The sequence below is a fragment of the Mammaliicoccus sp. N-M50 genome, from assembly GCF_022386995.1.
Lineage (GTDB): Bacteria > Bacillota > Bacilli > Staphylococcales > Staphylococcaceae > Mammaliicoccus > Mammaliicoccus sciuri_A.
The window spans coordinates 105,033-125,182 of the sequence record NZ_JAJNJA010000009.1 but is presented as its reverse complement, the minus strand read 5'-3'; the positions used below and the strand labels follow the sequence as shown (position 1 = coordinate 125,182).

Below are 20,150 nucleotides of genomic sequence, written 5' to 3'. Positions count from 1 at the left end.
GATTTACAGACGTCTTATCATTTGGAACGGCTGGTATTAGAAGTACCTTCGGTATAGGACCAGGTAGATTGAATAAATTCACGATTCAAAAGTTTGCGCTAGGTTTAGCTAAATATTTAACGCATATTTCAAATACACCTAAAATCGTGATTCATTTTGATACACGTCATTTATCTAAAGAATTTGCGAAAGAAATCGCGAAAGTATTAGGTACCAATGGTATTGAAGTTATCTTGCCAGAAACATACAAATCAACACCAGAACTGTCATTCGCAGTACGACACTTGAAAACAACAGCGGGTATTATGATTACGGCAAGCCATAACCCTAAGAATTATAACGGAATTAAAGTATATGGTTCAGATGGTGGCCAGTTATTAACAGAGCCTTCATTAGAATTAAGCCGTTATATTGATACAGTAGAAGACCCATTAAATATACAAGCAGACGACTTTGAAGCATTACAAGAACGTGAACTGATCTTACCATTTAAAGATGAAACAACTAAAGCTTATAAAGCAGCGGTTAAAAATCTTGTTGGTTCATTTGAATCGGCTGAAACAAAAACAATTTTAACAAGTTTACATGGCACAAGTCTGCCTTTATTGTCAGATGTACTTGTAGATTTGTCATATACAAACTATGTTGTTGAAGAAAAACAATCTACACCTAACGGTGATTTTCCAACAGTGCGTATAGCCAATCCGGAGGAAGCAGATACGTTTGATTTAAGTAAACAATTAGCTGAGAAAGAACAGGCTCAACTTATTATCGCAACTGATCCAGATGCCGACAGAATCGGTATTGTTGAACGTTATGAAGATGGAACAACAAGATATTTCAATGGTAATGAGATTGGACTATTACTCATTAAACTAAGACATGCGCAATTAACAAGCGATGCACATAAATACATGATTAAATCTGTCGTAACAGGTGCTTTAAGTGAAAAACTAGCCCAATCATTGAACATTGAAGTCATCAATGTGTTAACTGGTTTCAAATACATCTCAGAACAATTAAAGCAATTAGAAGATAAACAATCACAACTAGTTATAGCTTTCGAAGAAAGCCATGGTTATTTAGTAGAAGACTTCTCAAGAGATAAAGATGCGATACAAACAGCAGCACTATTGATTAAATATAAAGAACAATTGTCACAAGATAATCAAACTTTCAAAGATGTTTTAGACAATATTTATCAAGAACTAGGACAGTATAAAGACAAGACACTCTCACCAACATTTGAAGGTGCAGAAGGACGAGAAAAAATCCAACAAATTATGAATGACTTTAAACAGTTAGAAACAATTGAGTTAGACAATTTAACACCATTGTATATAGAAAACTACATCACACAAGAATCTCATAATATACAAAGTGGTGAAACAAGCACTATTCAGTTACCGCAAACAGATCTTATCAAATTTATTTTTGAAGAAGGATTTATAGCGGTTAGACCATCAGGAACAGAACCAAAAATGAAATTATATTTCTCTTTAAATGTTAAAAGTTTAGAGAGTATTATAGATGTGTTTGAGAAAAAATATATATTTGAGTAATACGATATTAGGCATTATTGAAAAGGAGAATTAGGTTGAATAAAGTAAAAGAAATCAAAGATTTTATAATGAATCCAATAAATGAAAATAGAAATAATAAGCGAGTAAGTGATAACGCATACTATTTGAATAAAATTAGAACTACACGAGTACGCAAAGATAGTATCCTCTTTGAATCCTATCATGGAGTTAACTTTACTGGTAATGCATATGCTATATTTAGAAAAATGGTAGATTTATACCCAAAAATGAAGTTTAATATTGCTATAAAAAAATTAGACGATCCGATGATTAAATGGATAAAAAGTACATATAAAAATGCTAATATAAATGTTGTTCAATACGATAGTAGAGACTATTTGAAATTATTAGCTACTTGTAAATATTTGGTGAATGATACATCTTTTTTACCGTATTTCACAAAAAGAGATAGTCAAGTTTATATTAATACATGGCACGGTACACCATTAAAAACTTTAGGATTAGATATTAAGAATAGTGGATTTAATGACCATAAAAATATTCAAAAAAATCTTTTTACTGCAGATAAATTAATTATGCCAAATAAGTTTACTGCAGATAAGCTTATTAAAAGTCATGATCTAGATGGCATATTAACTGCAGACGTTGGTATATATGGTAATCCAAGAGTAGATTTAACTCTAAATAGTAAGAGAGAAGATATTATAGAGAAATACAACTTAACAAATTCGAAAAAAATAGTATTATATGCTCCTACTTGGAAAAAGTCACTTAAAGAAACAACTGAAGAAGATATTAATTATTTGATAATGGAAGTAACGATGCTTCAAGAAAAATTTGGATCACAATATAAAGTTTATTTAAAAGCACATTACTTTATATATGAAAAAATTAGAAAACTTGGATTAAAAAACTTAATGATACCAAATTGGGTAGATACAAATGAATTATTAGCTACAGTTGATACATTAATTACAGATTACTCAAGTATTTTCTTTGATTTCTTACCTTTACAAAGACCTATATATTTCTACATGCCAGATAAAGAAATTTATGAAGAAAATAGAGGATTTTATTTAGATATAGATGGTTTGCCTGGTAGTAAAGCATATGGATTATATGAACTTATGGAAAATATTGATAAATATCAAAATAAATACAATACAGCTTTTAAAAAAGAAATAAATGATTATTTAGAAGAATATTGTAGTGATGATAATGGAATTTCTTCTGCAAAGGCCACAGATTTTATACTAAACAAAAGAAAAGAAAGAAAATTATATAAGTCCAATAAAAAAGTTATAGTATTTTATGGCGGAGGTTTCTACAATAATGGTATTACAAACTCTGTTATAAACTTAAGTAAAAAAATAGACTATGATAAATATGAGATTATTTTAATAGAAAATGATAAGAAATTTAGAGATAAAATTCTTAACATGGAAAGACTAGATCCAAGAGTACATGTAATTAGTAAATTCTCTAGAACCAATAGAAATGTTATTGATACAATTTCTCAAAATATTTTATACAGACAAGGTTATGAATCAAAATATATAAATAGAAAGTTAATGAAGGTATATTTTAAACTAGATTATAAAAGAGTATTCGGTAATTTAAACCCTGATGTATTAATAGACTATGGTGGTTATAACAAAATGTTTACTGCTTTATTTGCCTTTGCACCTGTAAAACAAAAAGCAATATTTTTACATAATGACATGCAAGGTGAATATGACAAAATTATAGACGGTCGTTATAAACATAGATGGAATCTAAAAGTTATATTTAGTCTATATGATCATTTTGATAAAGTAGTATCTGTTACCGAAAGTGCAAATGAAGCGAATAAGTTAAATCTATCTAAATATATTTCAAATCCTGAAAAGAAAATGATCTCAATAAGTAATATCATCAATGGTGATGAAATTGTTGAAATGGCTAAACTAGGTGAAAATAGAAAATATATAGATAATGAAACAGAAATAGAATATCTAATTTTTAATAAATCTGAATCTAAAGATAGTCAAATAACTTTAAAAGCAGTTGAATTACCTAATCCTGAGTTTAACAACTTTGTGAATATAGCAAGACTATCTCCTGAGAAAAATCATGAAGAATTAATTAAAGCATTCGTTAATGTCGTAGAGAAACATCCAGAAAGCCGCTTATATATTATTGGAGACGGCCCATTAAAGAAAACATTAAATCAATTAATTCTTAGTTTGAGAATGGAAAATAATATATTCCTACTAGGCTTTATTGAAAATCCATTTATGTTTGTTAGCAAATGTGATTGTTTCATACTTGCTTCAAATTACGAAGGACAAGGAATGGTCGTAATGGAAGCGCAAGTACTTGGTTTACCTGTAATTGGAACAAATGTAGCAGGAATAAATTCTATTATTAATGAAAATAATGGATTATTGGTTGAAAAGAATGTTGAAGCAATAGCTGATGGAATGATTCAATATATTGAGCAAGGTATCGTTAAAGAGGAATTTGACTACGAAAACTATAATAATGAAATAATTGATAAATTTTATAATGAAATTGCAGATCCAGAAGAATAATTAGAAATAGTTTAATTTAAGCATAGCTAAAATAATTTTGGATAATATCCAAATAAATTCTTAAAATTTAAAATAAGTCGGACTAATGAAAAAATTACTTTTCTATTAGTCCGACTTTTTATGTTTCAATAGATAAACTATATTATCTTTTACATTAAAATGTATATACTAAGAAATCATTTAACAAATGTATAACCATTATCTAGAAATTCAATGAAATAATCATTATTTACTTTTGGGAGATTAAATAGTAAAATTTATGAAAGTTACAATAATTTTACGCAATTATTTTACGTTTGTTAAAATGAATAGGAAGTGTTGTTATGTATTTTTCACTTGTCGTTGTATATAGTGACAATAATAAGAAATTTATAAGTAATTGTATTAAAAGTTTGGAGAACCAAACTTATAGTGACTTCGAAGTATTATTCTTACATAATGGATCAGAGTTCTTAAATGAAAGCTTAAAAAATACTAATTTAAACTACCAAAATATTGAAAGTGATTTAAGTATTCAAGGTTTAAGAAATTTAGGCATAACTTCAGCTAAGGGTGAGTATGTATTATTTGTTGACTCAGATGACTTCTTGCATCCTAATGCATTGATTTATGCTAAGCAAATAATTGATAAAGACAAAGAAAATATTAACGTTATTAAACTTGGTATTACGAAGACAAATCTAGATATGAAAACGTCATTGAGTAATAGAAATCAAGCGTTCTATAAAGATGACACAATTGAATCCATTCAAAATATTTTAGAAGGTTTAAATATTGAAACAGATAGAAAACAACAAAATGGTATTATTAATGGATTGTTTGAAAACAATGTAATTAGTCATAAAAGTATCAAACATAATTATAAAAAATATATTAATAAGATTTCTTACTCTTTTAAAGTACATGGTTTGTTGATTAATAAAGAATTTTTAATAAACAATAATATTAGGTTTGAAGATGATAATGATCTATATGGGGAAATTCCTTTTATAGTAAATTTATATAATCAGACACCAAATATATATGTAACCTATACAAAATTATATTATAAATTTATACATAACGACCCTATAAATTATCCTTCTTTAGCACAAGAAGATATTGATAGTAGATTGTATTATAGAATGAAGGCATTTAAAGATTCTCTAAAATATTGTGAGAATCCATTTATAGCTCGTCAAATTAGAAGCAAAGCTATCTCATATTACTTATATAAAGTCATCAAGAATCATAAATTTAAAGAGGATTATAACAGTATATTACCAATTTATAAAGAATTGCAACAAATACTAAAATATCCTTGTGGTAAATTGAAAGTTAGTAAAAGGCATGAATTTGAAATTAAATCTATTAAATCTGGCAATTTCAAGCTTGCTTATTATATTAGTAAGACTAGAGCTACTGGATACAAGACTTATCAGTTTATACAACCTGTGAACCAAAGATTTAGACAGAAAAAAGTACAGAAACATGTATTTTCAAAATTACCAATTAAAGAAAATACAGTTTTATACGAAAGTTTCTTAGGAAGAAATTATTCTGATAGTCCTAAAGCGATATTTAATTATCTATTAGAAAATGAACCTAAAAAATGGAATCATGTATGGATATTGAATGATAAAAAAATAGTTGAAAATGAACCTGAATTTAAAAATTCTAATGTAAAAATCATAAGAAGATTTAGTTGGGAATATTTCATGTATGTAACAATTTCAAAATACTTTGTTCTAAATATGAGACAACCAAAGTGGTTATATAAGAAACCTGAGCAAGTTTTACTTTCTACTTGGCATGGTACACCGCTTAAAAAATTGGTGTTTGATATGGATAATGTTACTTCAGCAAATAAAAATTATAAAAAAGATTTCTATGAACAATCAAGAAATTGGGATTATTTAATTGCTGCTAACAAATATAGTGAAGACATCTTTAATAGTGCTTTCATGTATCCTAGAGAAGATATTTTGACTTATGGTTACCCAAGAAATGATATTTTAACGAATCATACTGAAGAATATAAAAATGGCTTGAAGAAAAAACTAGGTATTCCAGTTCATAAGAAAGTTATATTATATGCGCCTACTTGGAGAGATGATCAATTCCATGGACCTGGTCAATATAAATTCTTAATGCAACTAGATTTACAAAGATTGCGCGAAGAACTTGGTGATGAGTATGTTGTCGCATTACGTATGCACTACTTTATATCTGATAACCTAGATTTATCTGAGTTTAAAAACTTTGCGTTTGATTTCTCAAGATATAACGATATCAACGATTTATATATTAGTAGTGATATTCTTATAACAGATTACTCATCAGTATTCTTTGACTTTGCTAACCTTAGAAAACCAATTTTATTCTATACGTATGACTTAGAAAAATATAAAGATGTTTTAAGAGGCTTCTATATTGATATGAACAAAGACTTACCAGGACCATTATTATTCGATTCTGAAGAAGTTATAGATTCTATTAAAAATATTGAAACAGTAGAAAACGATTATCAAGACAAATATGATGAATTTTATAATAAGTATTGCTCTTTAGATGACGGTAAAGCTACCGAAAGAGTAGTTAAAGAAGTTTTTAAATAAAACGTACAATACCCTGAAACAATAGAAATATTCGTTTCGGGGTATTTTTTTGTACTTTTTTAATATTAGACATCCCTTTAACTTCCTACCCAATATGTTAAGCTATAACAAACATTTCTTTTTTAGTACGACGTGAGAGATATAAAGCTTAATACTAAAATGGGAGTTGGGATATTTATGGCTTATTTGTTTGATAAGGGGAGGTTTGTTTCGAAGGATCGTAATAAACCTAAAGAAATCTATGCGCTTCATGAGCCTATTGATTTTATGAATCAAAAGCGTATTCAAATTGATACGGGTAGTGATTCGAATTTTATTCAGTTAGCTAGACAGGATCGTAAACTACATGAAATGTATAAAGAAATCTTGGCTAATGATTATATTTTGTATTTTCATCAAAAGACGATTTCTAAGTTCTATAAGCGTTCTGATGTTCAAGAATTATTTCAGAGAAAAGATTTAATTAGACATAAGGATATTTTCTATACGTTAGATGAGCCGGTTGGTAGGAAGGTAAATGATGAGGTGCCTAAGAAGTTGCTTGTTATTTTTACTTGTATGCCAGATGCTAAGCGATATGATAGTTCGTTGATTCCGAACAGGATGTTTCCTAAGTTCTTTGATGGTATTGAAAGAAGTCTCGTGAAGAATGTTTATACTCTAAGAATAATGGATTTAAATGTATCACATGGTTCGCATTATATTAGTACGACGAATTATCCTGAATATGAGGAGGAAATTCAAAGTACGATTTTAAAGGTGATGGAAGAACTTAATATTGATAAAGAGCATGTTGTACTTTACGGTGGTTCTAAAGGCGGTACGGGTGCGATTTATCACGGTACGGCGCTGGATATGAATACTTTAGCAGTAGATCCAATTGTGAATATTGGTGGTGCGTTAGAGCAGAAAGATAGAAGGTTCTTAAAGGATTTGAGAAATGACGATTTAGTCCCTCAAATTAATCAACATTTAGATGATAGTAATGAATACACGAAATATGTGATATGTAGTGAAAATGTTGAATTGTATTATAAACAGACAGATCGTATTGATGCATCTAAGATTTACAAAATCAACTTACCAGATAAACATATTACGTCACATCCTGAAGTTTCAAGAAATAGCGTACCGGAACAATTAACCATCTTAAATAATTTCTTTGCAACACATATATAAAGGTTAGCTCATACGAGCTAACCTTTTTTGATGCTATCTTACTCCTCAACGCCTAATTCTTTCTTTGCCATCTTCTCATATGCCGCTTCTCCTGAAGCAAGTGCAAATTCAGCGATAAACATTGGAAACACTGCATTCAATTCAATAATATGTTCTTTCATATGTGGCCATGTCGTTCCACCAGCTTTATCATAAGCTTCTATTAGCTCATCTAGCCCTTCATCGCCAAATACACGATGATGCCCCATGAAATCATTGGACGGGTCTGCATGACAGGCTTCAGTCCAATCTATCAGACCTGTCACATTTGCTTCTTTATCCACCATAATATGTCCTGGATGCAAGTCTCCATGTATCATCGTGACATGATTTGGCCAGAGCTCATCATGCTCTAACCATGTTTGCCATCTATTCCATAAGTCAGGGGAGACACCATATGTTTCTTTCACTTTATGCATACGTTCTTGATAATCTTCTTTGATTTGTTCAATCGTTGTCGTCTTAATATCACTTGAAGCGAGTTCTTCGTCTGTTATTCGATGCAAATCAACAAGTACTTCTGCCAATGTATCAATAAAATTCTGAGGTACGGGTTTATGTTCAATTTCCCATACGTATTGCTGTAATTCAGGATCAATTGTAGCTGCAGGTACGCCTGTTAGTTTAGGATAAGCAATTAATGTTTCTTTATGAATTTGCCAGTTAGGTACTTCAAAAGATACATGTTGTTGTACGAAGTCTACGGTTTCTTTTTCTGAGCCTGTTCGCGCATACACTTCTGGTCTTCTAGGTATGCGTAATACCCATTCAACACCATGTCTATCTTCAGCAAATGCTACTTGAAAATCAAGTCCTGATTCATTTATTGAAATTGATTCAGGTTGAATATCTAAACCACATTGTGAGGCAATCGTGACAATGTTTTCATGTTGTGTCATATTGAGCGCTCCTTAAAGGTTATTTTTATATTTCTCGCTTTTTAGCCAATTTCTCCGTATTTCATCTTATAAGATACATAACCTGCTTTATAAAAGTATTTTTGTTTTTCCGCTTCTTTGTAATCTAGAAGTCCTAATGCACGAATTACATTAAATGCAAAGTCTACTGCACTGGATCCGTTTGCTGTGACAAGGTTCTTATCAACGACACTATCTTCATTCATAAAGTCTAATGCGTTTGTATAGGCTTTGTAGTTCTTTTCAGTCGTCCATTGGTTTAAATCATTTCCTGTATGTTTATATCCCGTAAGTAATCCATTTCTTGCAAAGAAGTCAACGGCTGCACATATTGCGCCTACAACGATATTGTTGTCTAATGATGTCTTAATAAGTTGCACGAGTTGTTCATTTTCAATTTGTGACCAATTGTTACCGCCAATGATAATTAAAGCATCATAAGGTTCTTTAATGTCATCTATTGTATAGTCAACGATTGTCTTCAATTGGCCGATAGATGTAACAGTTGATTCACCTAATGATACTGTATCGATTTCAAATCCGTGTGACATAGCGAGTTCAGCAGCAACGTAACTGACTTCCCAATCTGCATATGCTTCTGTAAGAACGATTAGCGCTTTTTTCATAAAAATAACACCCCTTGTTAAATTTATTTAAAGATTATTTTTATCATGATACAAAGGCATCTCATATGCAAATGATAACTAATAGTATTTGTGGTATGATGTAATAAATGATAACGTTTCTCAATTAAAGAAGAGATATAACGGGAGTGAAAAGTTATGCAAGTTGTACAAAAATTTTTATGGAATGATCGATTCGTAACGGTGGCTATGCCAGTTGGTTATGATGAACAAAATCCTAAACCATTCAAGACAGTAATCGTTCAAGATGGGGATTATATATTTAATAAACTGATAGAAGATAAGCCACGAGATATTATGTATGTCGGTATTGAACCGGTTGATAGAAATAGGGAATATACACCATGGGAAGAGCAAGTCGATCAAGCACATTATGCGGGAGAAGCTGATCAATATTTAGATATGTTGGAATTTGAATTAATACCATTTCTTAAAGAACATTATCATATCTTTGATGAAGCGGAATATTTAGCAATCGGTGGTGGGTCATTCGGCGCGTTAGTGTCATTATATGCATTATTAACAAGACCGCACTTATTCGGTAGTTATATCTTAATGTCTGCTTCTATGTGGTATCCGAACTTTTTAGATTTCATTAAAAATAGCAAACCGATAGAATATCCACGTCATATTTATTGGTATGTAGGAGAGCAAGAAGGAGTAGAATATCCTAATATATTAAAATGGATGGTACAGAATACGTATGAAGCGGTTGAATTGGTGAAAGAGAAGCTGGTCAATGATGCGTCGACTTTAACATTTATCACAGATAAAGAAGGCATTCATAGACATGAATACTTTGAAAAATATTTCGACAAAGCGATTCATACGTTGTTTTAGATGTAATTATTATAAGAGACTTAGACATGATGGGGTGTCTAAGTCTTTTTTGTTTTAATAAATAAAATTTAACGTATGTGAATTGCTGATATAATAAGGGTTAACATCGTTTAGGACGAATGAAATAAATGAAGAATGTTTGACAAATAGCATGAATGATATTATAGTTGATTACACAACTAATCAACCAATCATGTTATAGGATAAGGAGAATGAAAATGAAACCTACTTTAAATGAAGATACACCTATATTTTTGCAAATTGCAGATATGATTAAAGATGATTTAGTTGAAGGACTTTTGTCAGAAGGCGAACAAATACCTTCCACAACGGAACTTTCAAACTTTTACAATATTAATAGAGCGACGGCTCAAAAGGGTATTGCACTGTTGATGGATGAAGGCATTGTAGCTAAGAAGAGAGGGATTGGTGTATTTATAGCTGAAGATGCGCGCGACAAGCTCGTAAATACAAGAATGCAAGACTTCTCAAACTCTTATATTCAAAACATGGTTAAAGAAGCTAAAAGACTTAATATAAGTAAGGAAGAACTCATAAGAAGGGTGGAGCAAGACTATGACAATCATTGATATTCAGAACATGTCGTTTAAGTACAAAGATGAATATATACTTCAAGATTTAACACTTCAAGATGATGAACCAATGATTATTGGTTTGTGGGGGCGAAATGGTTCTGGTAAGACGACGTTAATGAAACTCATGTCAGGTCAAGAAAAACAAAATTCAGGTGACATAGCGATATTAAATTATAAACCTTATAACAATGCAGAAGCTGCAAAGAAAATTACGTATTTAAGAGAGAACCACTTTTTCGGAAAGTCATGGAATGTTAATGATGCGATGAAATTTGCAGCAATGTTCAATGACAATTGGAATCAAGAAGAAGCTGATTATTTAATAGATTTATTTGAACTACCAAGAAAGAAGAAGATTCGAACTTTTTCTAAAGGTATGAAGTCAATGGTTCAAAGTGTGATTGGGCTTGCAAGTCATGCACCAGTGACGATGTTAGATGAACCGACAAACGGATTGGATGCTTATATGAGAAAGTTGTTTACACAAGCGTTGAGAGAATCGTTTGAAGCGGATCCGAGGTATATCATGATTGCTTCTCATCATATTAAAGAAATTGAGAAGATATGTGAAAAGCTCATCGTGATATCTGATCACCGTGTGAAGTTACATGAGCCAATAGAATACTTTCAATCTAGAGGTGCGATATTAGTTGGTAAATTAGAAGATATTCATCAAATTACTTCGAGTGATACTATTATTGAGCAATCAACGATTATGAGTCAGCATAAAGTGATGGCGGATATCCCATATGATGCAGCGCTACAAGAACAATGTAGAGCGTTGAATGTAAAAGTTGATAAAGCAAGTATTCAAGATTATTTAGTGAATATGACGATGACAAAGGAGGCTAATCATGGGTGATTTAAAAGGGTCTTTCTCGATTATCTTTAAAGAACTAAAATTACAATTATATATCTTTAGTATCGTACTTGTTGTTTTTGCCGCGATATACTTTGTAATTGGATTTTATATTGAACCATCAGATTCATATAATCCTTTATTATCTGGACCGGTATACGGTATCTTAGGGTTCTTACCATTATTCATGTTTGGTGATTCATTTAAATCATCTATTGAACTTGGTGCGACAAGAAGACAGTATATCGTAAGTTTATGGCTAAGTTACATTATATTTATAGTTATGTTGCTTATCATTCAAGAAGTGATCAGCTTTATATTAGAGCGTGTAGCAAGTGCGACAAATAGTGATGTAACACTTATGAGAATATCAGATATACTGCCTAATGCTAGTGGTTTAGATAGTATGTGGGTGGATTTCCTAGCTATATTGTTTATCGCAGGAATTTGTTTCTTACTCGGTGCGATTATTTATCGCATAGGTGTTATCCCAACAATGATCGGTGTACTATTTCTAGGTGTCATCGTATTTATCTGGTTTGTACTCGGTGATTTCACACCATTCTTCAAATGGGTATATCAACATATTTATGAAATGCTCCATATATTGGCGGCAATTGGAATCATATCAGCATTATGTATCTATCCAATTATGATTCAAGCAAGATTGAAGGCATAGTATTATATTAAGGCTAGGGCTAGTTGTCCTAGTCTTTTTTTATGTGACAGGGCATGTGACAATATTGTTCGTTGTATTTCTTTATATAAATGGTAAATTATAACAAGGAATTAAAGGAGGCATAAGTCATGAACCCGACTGCATCGAATCATCGTATTTATGAATTAGATTATATTAGAGGATTTGCTTTATTAGGCATTATTTTTCTTAATGTTTCGAGCATTATACAAGTACCATTTGATTTTTCAATAGTAGAAGTTCGTTATCAGAAGTTTTTAGATATATTTATTGAATCAAAGTTTATGTCGATTTTTTCATTTTTATTTGGTGTTGGTTTTTATATTTTTATTAATCGTGCGAAAGCGAAAAGTGAACATCCATATGTGATTTATTTGAGAAGAATTGTGATATTGGCGCTGTTAGGATTAGGGCATATGCAACTCCAACCGGGAGAGGTATTGCTCGTGTACGCTATATTTGGTTTAGTGCTACTACCACTGTTTAAAGTGAATAAGTGGGTGAATTTCGTAATCGGTATCGTGCTCTTATGCGTAGCGATTGGTTTGGGCGGGAAAATATTAATGCCGCTTCCACTGTTTACTTTAGGTTTAACCTTTGCTCAATTTGGTCTACATCAAAAAATGTTCCAGCATAAAAAGTATTATGCCATTATTGCGGTAATTTCGATGATCATTTCGGTAATCGGCATCTATTACTTGAATCAAATCTACGTTGGCGCTTCTTATCAAGCGATTAAATATACAGGTATTACTGAAGCGCAATATTTGAAACAATACGCTTTAACAAATCAATTTATTTTAATACTGAGTCCTATCATGACGATCTGTTACTTTAGTATACTCGTCACGTTGTTACAATATAAAGTCGTGCAACAATTATTGAAACCGTTAAGAATGTATGGACAAATGGCACTTACGAATTATATCGGGCAAACATTATTGATACTATTATTTAGCTATGGATTAGGATTATCAGATTGTCGCTTAATACATACGGCGAATCTTTGTTTAATCATTCTTGTCATACAGCTAATATTCTCAAGTTTATGGTTGAGTTATTTTAAATATGGTCCGTTAGAATACTTATGGAAAATCGGTACGTATTTCAAGATGTTTTCAATAAAATAAAAGCATAGAGTCTGGGAGTTGATATCCCGGAGTCTATGCTTTTTTTATATGACTTCAATCATAATTTTAGTGATATATTCATTCTCATTATTTTTAATAACTGAATCAAATACGTATTCTTCATATACATATTCACCCATTGTTAAATTCAATTCATCGATTTTATTTAACATTTTGTTGTAAGCTTCTTCAACATGTTCATCAATGCCAATATAATAACCGACTAAATATTTACCTTTTAACGTAACGGTATTTTTATAGTGCTTTTTAGAATTGGGGATATTCACGTAAAGGTAACTATAATGATAGTAATTACCACTTAAAATATCATTTTTGTGCGTTACGACACCGATTGGCTGACTAGAAAAAATTTCGTGTGATTTCAGCTCATCAATAAACTGGTTAATCGATATTAAGAAATCGAGTTCTGAAGCATTCGCGATGTTGTCACTGATATAGAAAGTCATTTCATCATATTCTTCAATTTCAATTTGATCAAAGGAAGTTTTCATAGCGTCTCTGATGAGTTGAATTTTACTATCAATGATCATTTCATTGTATTCCAAATGCTTCTTCTGTTCTTGAATCGTTTTCTTCTGTTGCGTCATTAAATTTAAAAAGTGCTCTGGTGATTTATTTTGTGTATATTCTTTAATTTCTTTAAGTGGCATGCCGAGTTCTTTCAATAAAGTAATCACACTTATAAGTTCAATTTGTTTAATGGAGTAATATCGGTATCCAATTTCGTTCTTATAATCTGGTTTAAAAAGATTGATTTTATCATAGTATATGAGTGTCTGGCGGCTAACATTTGTTAAGCTTGCAAACTCACTTATAGGTATTTGATTAATTTTTTGCATAAATTAAGTTCCTCCTATTGACTGTATAGTTACTATACACTATAAATTGTATATATTAAAGATTGCATTATGTTATGCAAATCAAAATAAATAGATTAGAATATAGTGAAAATCACTTAATATTTTTAAAAGTAATGAAGAAGGAGGTCTAAAATGAATAATAAGTTAAACGTTTTATATTTTAATATATTTTTAATGTTTTTAGGTATTAGTATTGTCATACCAGTATTACCTACAATTTTGCATGATTTAGATTTAAATGGAAGTGATTTAGGCATGCTGGTGGCAGTATTTGCAATGTTCCAAATGATCGCTTCACCGTTTGGAGGACGATTTGCAGATAAGTTTGGTAAAAAAATTATTATCATTATCGGCCTGCTATTATTCTCCATTTCAGAATTTATTTTCGCAGTGGGTAATACATTTTCAATACTTTTAGTTTCAAGAGTATTAGGTGGCATTAGTGCAGCGTTTGTCATGCCTGGTGTAAATGGTATGATTGGTGATTTATCAACTTCAGAAAATAGAGCAAAGAACTTTAGTTATATGTCAGCCGTTATTAATACAGGGTTCATAGTTGGACCGGGTGTAGGAGGATTCTTAGCAGAAATTTCGCATAGAATGCCTTTTTATTTTGCTGGTGCACTTGGCATCATCGCTTTGTTATTCTCAGTATTCCTTTTAAAAGAAGCAAGTGACGATGATTCAAATGAAACAGCACGTCCTAAAGTCAAAGAGCCATTCCCATATAAATTGTTTATTGTACCAGTTATCATTATGTTGATATTGTCTTACGGTTTAGCATCTACAGAAACGATGTTCTCATTATATACAGCAGAGAAAGTAGGCTTTGAACCGAAAGATATTTCTATCGCGATTACAGGTGGCGCTATAGTAGGGGTAATATTCCAATTATTCTTATTCGAGAAACTTGTCGGTAAGATCGGTGAAATTAAATTAACGCTATTCTCATTAATCTACTCAGTGTTAATTCTAGGAGCCTTTGTATATGCTTCTCACTACATTACTGTGATGTTAGTCAGTTTCGTAATATTTATAGGATTTGATTTGATCAGACCATCCATGACGAACTATTTCTCTAAATTAGCAGGTAATAACCAAGGTACTGCAGGTGGCTTGAACTCAGCCGCCACAAGTGTTGGTAACTTGATAGGGCCATTAGTAGCCGGAGCAGCATTCGATATTAAAATCGACTTCCCGTTATTTATAGCCATGGCATTCTTTATCATCGCTTCAATTATCATCGCATTTTATAGACCAGATAAATTAAAATTCTAATAAAAAGTCAGGGACACCTCGCGTGATGTCCCTGACTTTCTTTTTTGGGAGAAGTATATGGGATGGGGAGTAGGTCGGGGATGGTGAGGAGGATGGAGCGGTTTGTAATTATAGAAATGGGGTCTATAAGATAAATAGGAGCACTGTATTTATCAAGACTGGCAAAACAAGATAAATAGGAGCGTTGTATTTATCAAGACTGGTAAAACAAGATAAATAGAGGCGTTGTATTTATCAAGACTGGTGAAACAAGATAAATAGAGGCGCTGTATTTATCAAGACAGGTAAAACAAGATAAATAGGGACGCTGTATTTATCAAGACAGGTAAAACAAGATAAATAGAGGCGCTGTATTTATCAAGACTGGCAAAACAAGATAAATAGAGGCTTTGTATTTATCAAGACTGCCCGAACAAGCAACATAGCACGCCCGTATGTTGCAAGACTGCCCAAACAAGCAACATAGCACGTCCGTATGTTGCAAGACTGCCCAAACAAGCAACATAGCACACCTGTATGTTGCAAGACCCACCAAACTAGCAACATACATCCTCCAATCCGCCAAACGCCCGAACCTCAGAACTCCGCCGAAACCCAGAACCCCACACCTCCCAATCTCCCTCATCTACATAATTCCTGTATACGCCATTCGGATGATTTTTATATAAATGTATGAAAATTATGAACTTTCAATTTTCAGATGATTGTTTTGTGCTAAAATTTTAAATGTGTAGATATAAGGGGAGTGTGGACGATTATGAAGGTATTTGCAAAATTGGGCTGGTTTATTAAACAAGAAAGGAAAAATTATATTTTTGGCATTCTCATTTTATTACTCGTTGCGCTGATTGATTTGTTGCCACCACAAATTATTGGTCGAGTGATTGATGGTATTAGCTTTAATACTTTAACGGGAAAGACGCTTCTTATTTATCTCATCATTTTATTTCTTGCTGCTGTATTAACATATGTATTTCGTTACTACTGGCGCATTATGATTTTCGGGGCGAGTATGAGGTTAGGGAAGATATTAAGAGAGCGACTGTATCATAAATATACATCGATGAGTCCTTCTTTTTTCCAAGAAAGACGTACTGGAGATTTAATGGCACATGCTACAAATGATATTAGAGCTGTTCAGAATACTGCAGGTGGTGGCGTTCTGACAATTGCTGATTCACTGATGTCAGGTGGGGCTGTTCTGATTACTATGGCGATTACTGTTGATTGGCGTTTAACTTTAATTGTGATGATTCCACTTCCTATTATGATTATATTAACGAGTTATTATGGTAAGTTGCTTAACCGCGGTTTCAAAAAAGCACAAGCTGCGTTTAGTCAGTTAAATGATAAGACTCAAGAGAGTATTGCTGGGATAAAAGTCACAAAGACATTTGGTTATGAAAAAGACGATCAAGCAGATTTTAAGCAACTAAGTGATGATGTCGTATACAAAAATTTAAAAGTTTCTAAAATTGATGCATTGTTTGATCCAACGATTATGTCAGTAATTGGTGTGAGTTATTTTTTAGCGATATTCTTTGGCGCAAGAATGGTGATTCAAGATGATATTACAATTGGACAACTTGTTACTTTTACAACTTATTTAGGTATGATGGTTTGGCCACTGCTCGCACTTGGATTATTCTTTAACATTGTTCAAAGAGGTCACGCTTCATATGAAAGGATTAATGAAATTACCAATGTTCCAAACGATGTCGATACAGAAGTTAAGACGGATATGATTCCTGAAGGGGATATTCATGTCGACATTAAATCCTTTAAATTTCCAAACGATGATAATGTGGCATTACATGACATTCATTTCACGATTGAAAAAGGTACAACATTAGGCATTGTTGGTCGAACAGGGTCAGGTAAAAGTGCAATCATTCGACTATTATTACGCGAATTTGATACGAAAGAAGCGGATGAAATTATATATGGTCATCATCCATTAAGTTATTTTGATATTCGTCATTTAAGAGCGCAATTTGGTTATGTCCCTCAAGACCACTTTTTATTCTCGACTTCAATAAGAAATAACATTGCCTTTAGTGATCCTACTATCGATGATGATATTATTCATAACGCGAGTAATATTAGTTATATTCACCAAGATATATTAAGCTTTCCTGAAGGCTACAATACAGTTGTTGGTGAGAGAGGTGTATCATTATCAGGCGGTCAGAAGCAAAGGATTTCTATCGCAAGGGCGTTAATTATGAATCCACCTGTACTGATATTAGATGATTCATTATCAGCAGTAGATGCAGAAACTGAAGAACATATACTTGAAAATATGCAGAACGTCAGACAAGGTAAGACGAATATTATAACAGCTCATAGAATGAGTGCTGTCAGTCATGCCGATATGATTATCGTGATGGATGAAGGCACAATCATTGAACGAGGTACACATCAAGAGTTGATGAATCTTAAAGGTTGGTATTATGACACGTATCAATCACAAGCGTTACATGAAAAACTTGCGAGTAGTCTAGATGAATTGGCAAAGGGGGATGACAACGATGGCACAAAATCATAATTTAACTGCCAAAGATCAGTTTGATGTACTCAAAAGATTAATTAAATATACGTTCCCCTTTAAAGGTATCATTGCACTTGCTTTCTTGATGCTGACGATTTCGACAGTTGCAAGTGTCGCAACACCTTATTTAGTAAAAGTATTTATCGATGATTATTTAACACCACGAGTATTTCCAGAATCTGATATGACATTATTGATTGTCATATTCTTTGTCGTTCAAATTATTGGTGCTGTAACAACATATTGGAATGTATACTTATTTCAATATTTAGCTTTTAAAGTCATTCAACAATTAAGAATTGATGCTTTTGATAAAATTGGCCAATTAGGCATGCGCTATTTTGATAAAGAGCCAGGTGGCAGTATTGTATCAAGGTTAACGAATGATACTGAAGCCATTGTAGAAATGTTTATCGGCGTATTTTCATCATTTTTAATGGCATTATTTATGGTTATTTCAAGTTATGTCATGATGTTTATTTTAGATTTTAAATTGGCTCTAATGGCACTTGTATTTGTACCTATTATAGTTGTCATATTAGCACTTTATAGAAAATATTCTGCGATATACTTTTCTCAAGCGAGACAGCTTTTATCAGATTTAAATGCGAAGTTAGCTGAATCTATCGAAGGTATGAGAATTATTCAAGTATTTAATCAAGAAAAGAGACTGCAAAAAGAATTTAATGACATTAACGATGAGCACTATGAGTTTAATATGAAGACAGTCAAAATTGATGGCTTACTACTCAGACCTGCAATCAGTATGATTTCAGTATTTGCGGTCATTATGATATTAAGTTACTTCGGTATATTGAGCTTTTCAGGTGGTATTACAGCAGGGGTTGTATTTGCATTTGTACAATATATGGAACGTTTCTTTGAACCGATTAACCAAGTCAGTCAAAATTTAAACGTACTTCAACAAGCACTCGTATCAGCGAGTCGTGTATTTAAACTTATCGATAATGATATGCTTGAACCCGCGCAACAAGAGCGTCAAGATTTTCAAATTACTGACGGCAAAATTGAATTTAAAGATGTAACGTTTAGTTATGATGGCAAAACAGATGTATTAAAAAATATATCATTTACCGCAAATCCAGGTGAAACAGTTGCACTTGTTGGGCATACAGGTTCTGGTAAAAGTTCAATCATTAACTTGTTTATGAGATTTTATGAATTTGAACAAGGTGAAATACTAATCGATCAACAATCGATTAAGCAAATACCGAAAAAAGAACTGAAATCTAATATTGGGCTTGTGCTTCAAGATGCATTTATTTTCTACGGAACGATTACATCGAATATAAAATTGTATCACCCGACGATGACTTTTGAAAAAGTGAAAGAAGCGGCTGAATTTGTAAATGCAGATCAATTTATTAATAAATTACCTGGGAAATATGATCATAAAGTAATCGAAAAAGGTAGTGCATTCTCAAGTGGAGAAAGACAATTGTTAGCATTTGCAAGAACGATCGCAAGTGATCCCAAAATATTAATACTGGATGAAGCGACTGCTAATATCGATTCAGAAACAGAAGCGCAAATTCAAGCATCTTTAGAAAAAATGAGAAAAGGCAGAACAACATTAGCGATTGCACATAGACTTTCAACTATTCAAGATGCTGATCAAATACTCGTATTGAATAAAGGCGAAATCGTTGAAAGAGGTACACATGACGAATTGATTAAACAAGACGGCATTTATCACAAAATGTATTTACTTCAAAATGGATAATAGTACGAACTGATCAGACGAAAGTGTCTGGTCAGTTTTTATATATGTAATTATGTATAATAAGCAGTAATAGATAAATAG

The 20,150-nt window shown here is 31.9% G+C and carries 15 protein-coding genes; 12 read left to right on the top strand and 3 right to left on the bottom strand.

Translation table 11 applies throughout. The features are described from left to right. From LQ622_RS13160 to LQ622_RS13145, 4 genes are all read left to right on the top strand, one after another. Positions 1-1,562 (top strand): phospho-sugar mutase (locus LQ622_RS13160; protein ID WP_239775396.1); only part of this gene is annotated, 1,562 nt, incomplete at its 5' end. A 35-nt stretch (positions 1,563-1,597) separates the two neighbouring features. Beyond that, the gene (locus LQ622_RS13155) at positions 1,598-4,117 is read left to right on the top strand and encodes a glycosyltransferase (RefSeq protein ID WP_239775394.1); all 2,520 of its coding nucleotides are present in this window, start codon (positions 1,598-1,600) and stop codon (positions 4,115-4,117) included. A gap of 323 nt (positions 4,118-4,440) precedes the next feature. Next, positions 4,441-6,714, top strand: a complete 2,274-nt coding sequence (locus tag LQ622_RS13150; RefSeq protein WP_239775391.1) for a bifunctional glycosyltransferase family 2 protein/CDP-glycerol:glycerophosphate glycerophosphotransferase — start codon at positions 4,441-4,443, stop codon at positions 6,712-6,714. Between the two features lie 177 nt (positions 6,715-6,891). Further along, positions 6,892-7,893 carry an accessory Sec system protein Asp2 gene (locus LQ622_RS13145; RefSeq protein ID WP_239775389.1) on the top strand — a complete coding sequence of 334 codons (1,002 nt, stop codon included), beginning with the start codon at positions 6,892-6,894 and terminating at the stop codon, positions 7,891-7,893. A 38-nt stretch (positions 7,894-7,931) separates the two neighbouring features. On the opposite strand, the gene LQ622_RS13140 is transcribed toward LQ622_RS13145, so the two are convergent. Both LQ622_RS13140 and LQ622_RS13135 read right to left on the bottom strand, forming a co-directional pair. Further along, complete coding sequence (locus LQ622_RS13140) at positions 7,932-8,831, bottom strand: macrolide 2'-phosphotransferase (RefSeq protein WP_239775387.1); 900 nt, start codon at positions 8,829-8,831, stop codon at positions 7,932-7,934. Between the two features lie 41 nt (positions 8,832-8,872). Then, positions 8,873-9,475, bottom strand: coding sequence for a DJ-1/PfpI family protein (locus tag LQ622_RS13135; RefSeq protein WP_204255311.1), 603 nt, complete (start codon positions 9,473-9,475; stop codon positions 8,873-8,875). Positions 9,476-9,631: 156 nt separating this feature from the next. On the opposite strand from LQ622_RS13135, the gene LQ622_RS13130 reads away from it, so the two are divergent. The 5 genes from LQ622_RS13130 (at position 9,632) to LQ622_RS13110 (ending at position 13,615) form a co-directional block, all read left to right on the top strand. After that, positions 9,632-10,333 (top strand): alpha/beta hydrolase, encoded by a 702-nt coding sequence (locus LQ622_RS13130; protein WP_239775385.1) that lies wholly within the window; start codon positions 9,632-9,634, stop codon positions 10,331-10,333. Between the two features lie 218 nt (positions 10,334-10,551). Further along, a complete protein-coding gene (locus LQ622_RS13125) occupies positions 10,552-10,923 on the top strand; it encodes a GntR family transcriptional regulator (RefSeq protein WP_025905784.1) in 372 nt (123 codons plus the stop codon). Then, the gene (locus tag LQ622_RS13120) at positions 10,910-11,791 is read left to right on the top strand and encodes an ATP-binding cassette domain-containing protein (RefSeq protein ID WP_204173444.1); all 882 of its coding nucleotides are present in this window, start codon (positions 10,910-10,912) and stop codon (positions 11,789-11,791) included. Before LQ622_RS13125 ends, LQ622_RS13120 begins: the two co-directional genes overlap by 14 nt. Continuing rightward, entirely contained in the window at positions 11,784-12,467 is a 684-nt protein-coding gene (locus LQ622_RS13115) for a hypothetical protein (protein ID WP_239775383.1), read from the top strand. The genes LQ622_RS13120 and LQ622_RS13115 overlap by 8 nt, the downstream gene beginning before the upstream one ends. Before the next feature lie 128 nt (positions 12,468-12,595). After that, complete coding sequence (locus tag LQ622_RS13110; protein ID WP_239775381.1) at positions 12,596-13,615, top strand: DUF418 domain-containing protein; 1,020 nt, start codon at positions 12,596-12,598, stop codon at positions 13,613-13,615. 44 nt (positions 13,616-13,659) lie between these two features. Here the strand turns inward: LQ622_RS13110 and LQ622_RS13105 are convergent, their stop codons facing one another. Continuing rightward, positions 13,660-14,475: a MerR family transcriptional regulator gene (locus tag LQ622_RS13105; protein ID WP_204255315.1), complete on the bottom strand. Its 816-nt coding sequence runs from the start codon at positions 14,473-14,475 to the stop codon at positions 13,660-13,662. Between the two features lie 153 nt (positions 14,476-14,628). Here LQ622_RS13105 and norA point away from each other — a divergent pair, with 153 nt between their 5' ends. The 3 genes from norA to LQ622_RS13090 all read left to right on the top strand — a co-directional run bounded on the left by norA (position 14,629) and on the right by LQ622_RS13090 (position 20,069). Then, positions 14,629-15,774, top strand: a complete 1,146-nt coding sequence (gene norA, locus LQ622_RS13100) for a multidrug efflux MFS transporter NorA (protein ID WP_204255316.1) — start codon at positions 14,629-14,631, stop codon at positions 15,772-15,774. Positions 15,775-16,531: 757 nt separating this feature from the next. Continuing rightward, positions 16,532-18,322: an ABC transporter transmembrane domain-containing protein gene (locus tag LQ622_RS13095; RefSeq protein ID WP_191836373.1), complete on the top strand. Its 1,791-nt coding sequence runs from the start codon at positions 16,532-16,534 to the stop codon at positions 18,320-18,322. Further along, on the top strand, positions 18,306-20,069 hold the full coding sequence (locus LQ622_RS13090; RefSeq protein ID WP_239775379.1) for an ABC transporter ATP-binding protein: 1,764 nt from the start codon (positions 18,306-18,308) through the stop codon (positions 20,067-20,069). Before LQ622_RS13095 ends, LQ622_RS13090 begins: the two co-directional genes overlap by 17 nt. The last annotated feature ends 81 nt before the right edge of the window (positions 20,070-20,150 follow it).

Coding starts and splice junctions, on each gene's coding strand:
- norA (WP_204255316.1), top strand. CDS start 14,629: ATGAATAATAAGTTAAACGTTTTATATTTTAATATATTTTTAATGTTT.
- LQ622_RS13135 (WP_204255311.1), bottom strand. CDS start 9,475: ATGAAAAAAGCGCTAATCGTTCTTACAGAAGCATATGCAGATTGGGAA.
- LQ622_RS13130 (WP_239775385.1), top strand. CDS start 9,632: ATGCAAGTTGTACAAAAATTTTTATGGAATGATCGATTCGTAACGGTG.
- LQ622_RS13125 (WP_025905784.1), top strand. CDS start 10,552: ATGAAACCTACTTTAAATGAAGATACACCTATATTTTTGCAAATTGCA.
- LQ622_RS13150 (WP_239775391.1), top strand. CDS start 4,441: ATGTATTTTTCACTTGTCGTTGTATATAGTGACAATAATAAGAAATTT.
- LQ622_RS13120 (WP_204173444.1), top strand. CDS start 10,910: ATGACAATCATTGATATTCAGAACATGTCGTTTAAGTACAAAGATGAA.
- LQ622_RS13095 (WP_191836373.1), top strand. CDS start 16,532: ATGAAGGTATTTGCAAAATTGGGCTGGTTTATTAAACAAGAAAGGAAA.
- LQ622_RS13110 (WP_239775381.1), top strand. CDS start 12,596: ATGAACCCGACTGCATCGAATCATCGTATTTATGAATTAGATTATATT.
- LQ622_RS13140 (WP_239775387.1), bottom strand. CDS start 8,831: ATGACACAACATGAAAACATTGTCACGATTGCCTCACAATGTGGTTTA.
- LQ622_RS13090 (WP_239775379.1), top strand. CDS start 18,306: ATGGCACAAAATCATAATTTAACTGCCAAAGATCAGTTTGATGTACTC.
- LQ622_RS13145 (WP_239775389.1), top strand. CDS start 6,892: ATGGCTTATTTGTTTGATAAGGGGAGGTTTGTTTCGAAGGATCGTAAT.
- LQ622_RS13115 (WP_239775383.1), top strand. CDS start 11,784: ATGGGTGATTTAAAAGGGTCTTTCTCGATTATCTTTAAAGAACTAAAA.
- LQ622_RS13105 (WP_204255315.1), bottom strand. CDS start 14,475: ATGCAAAAAATTAATCAAATACCTATAAGTGAGTTTGCAAGCTTAACA.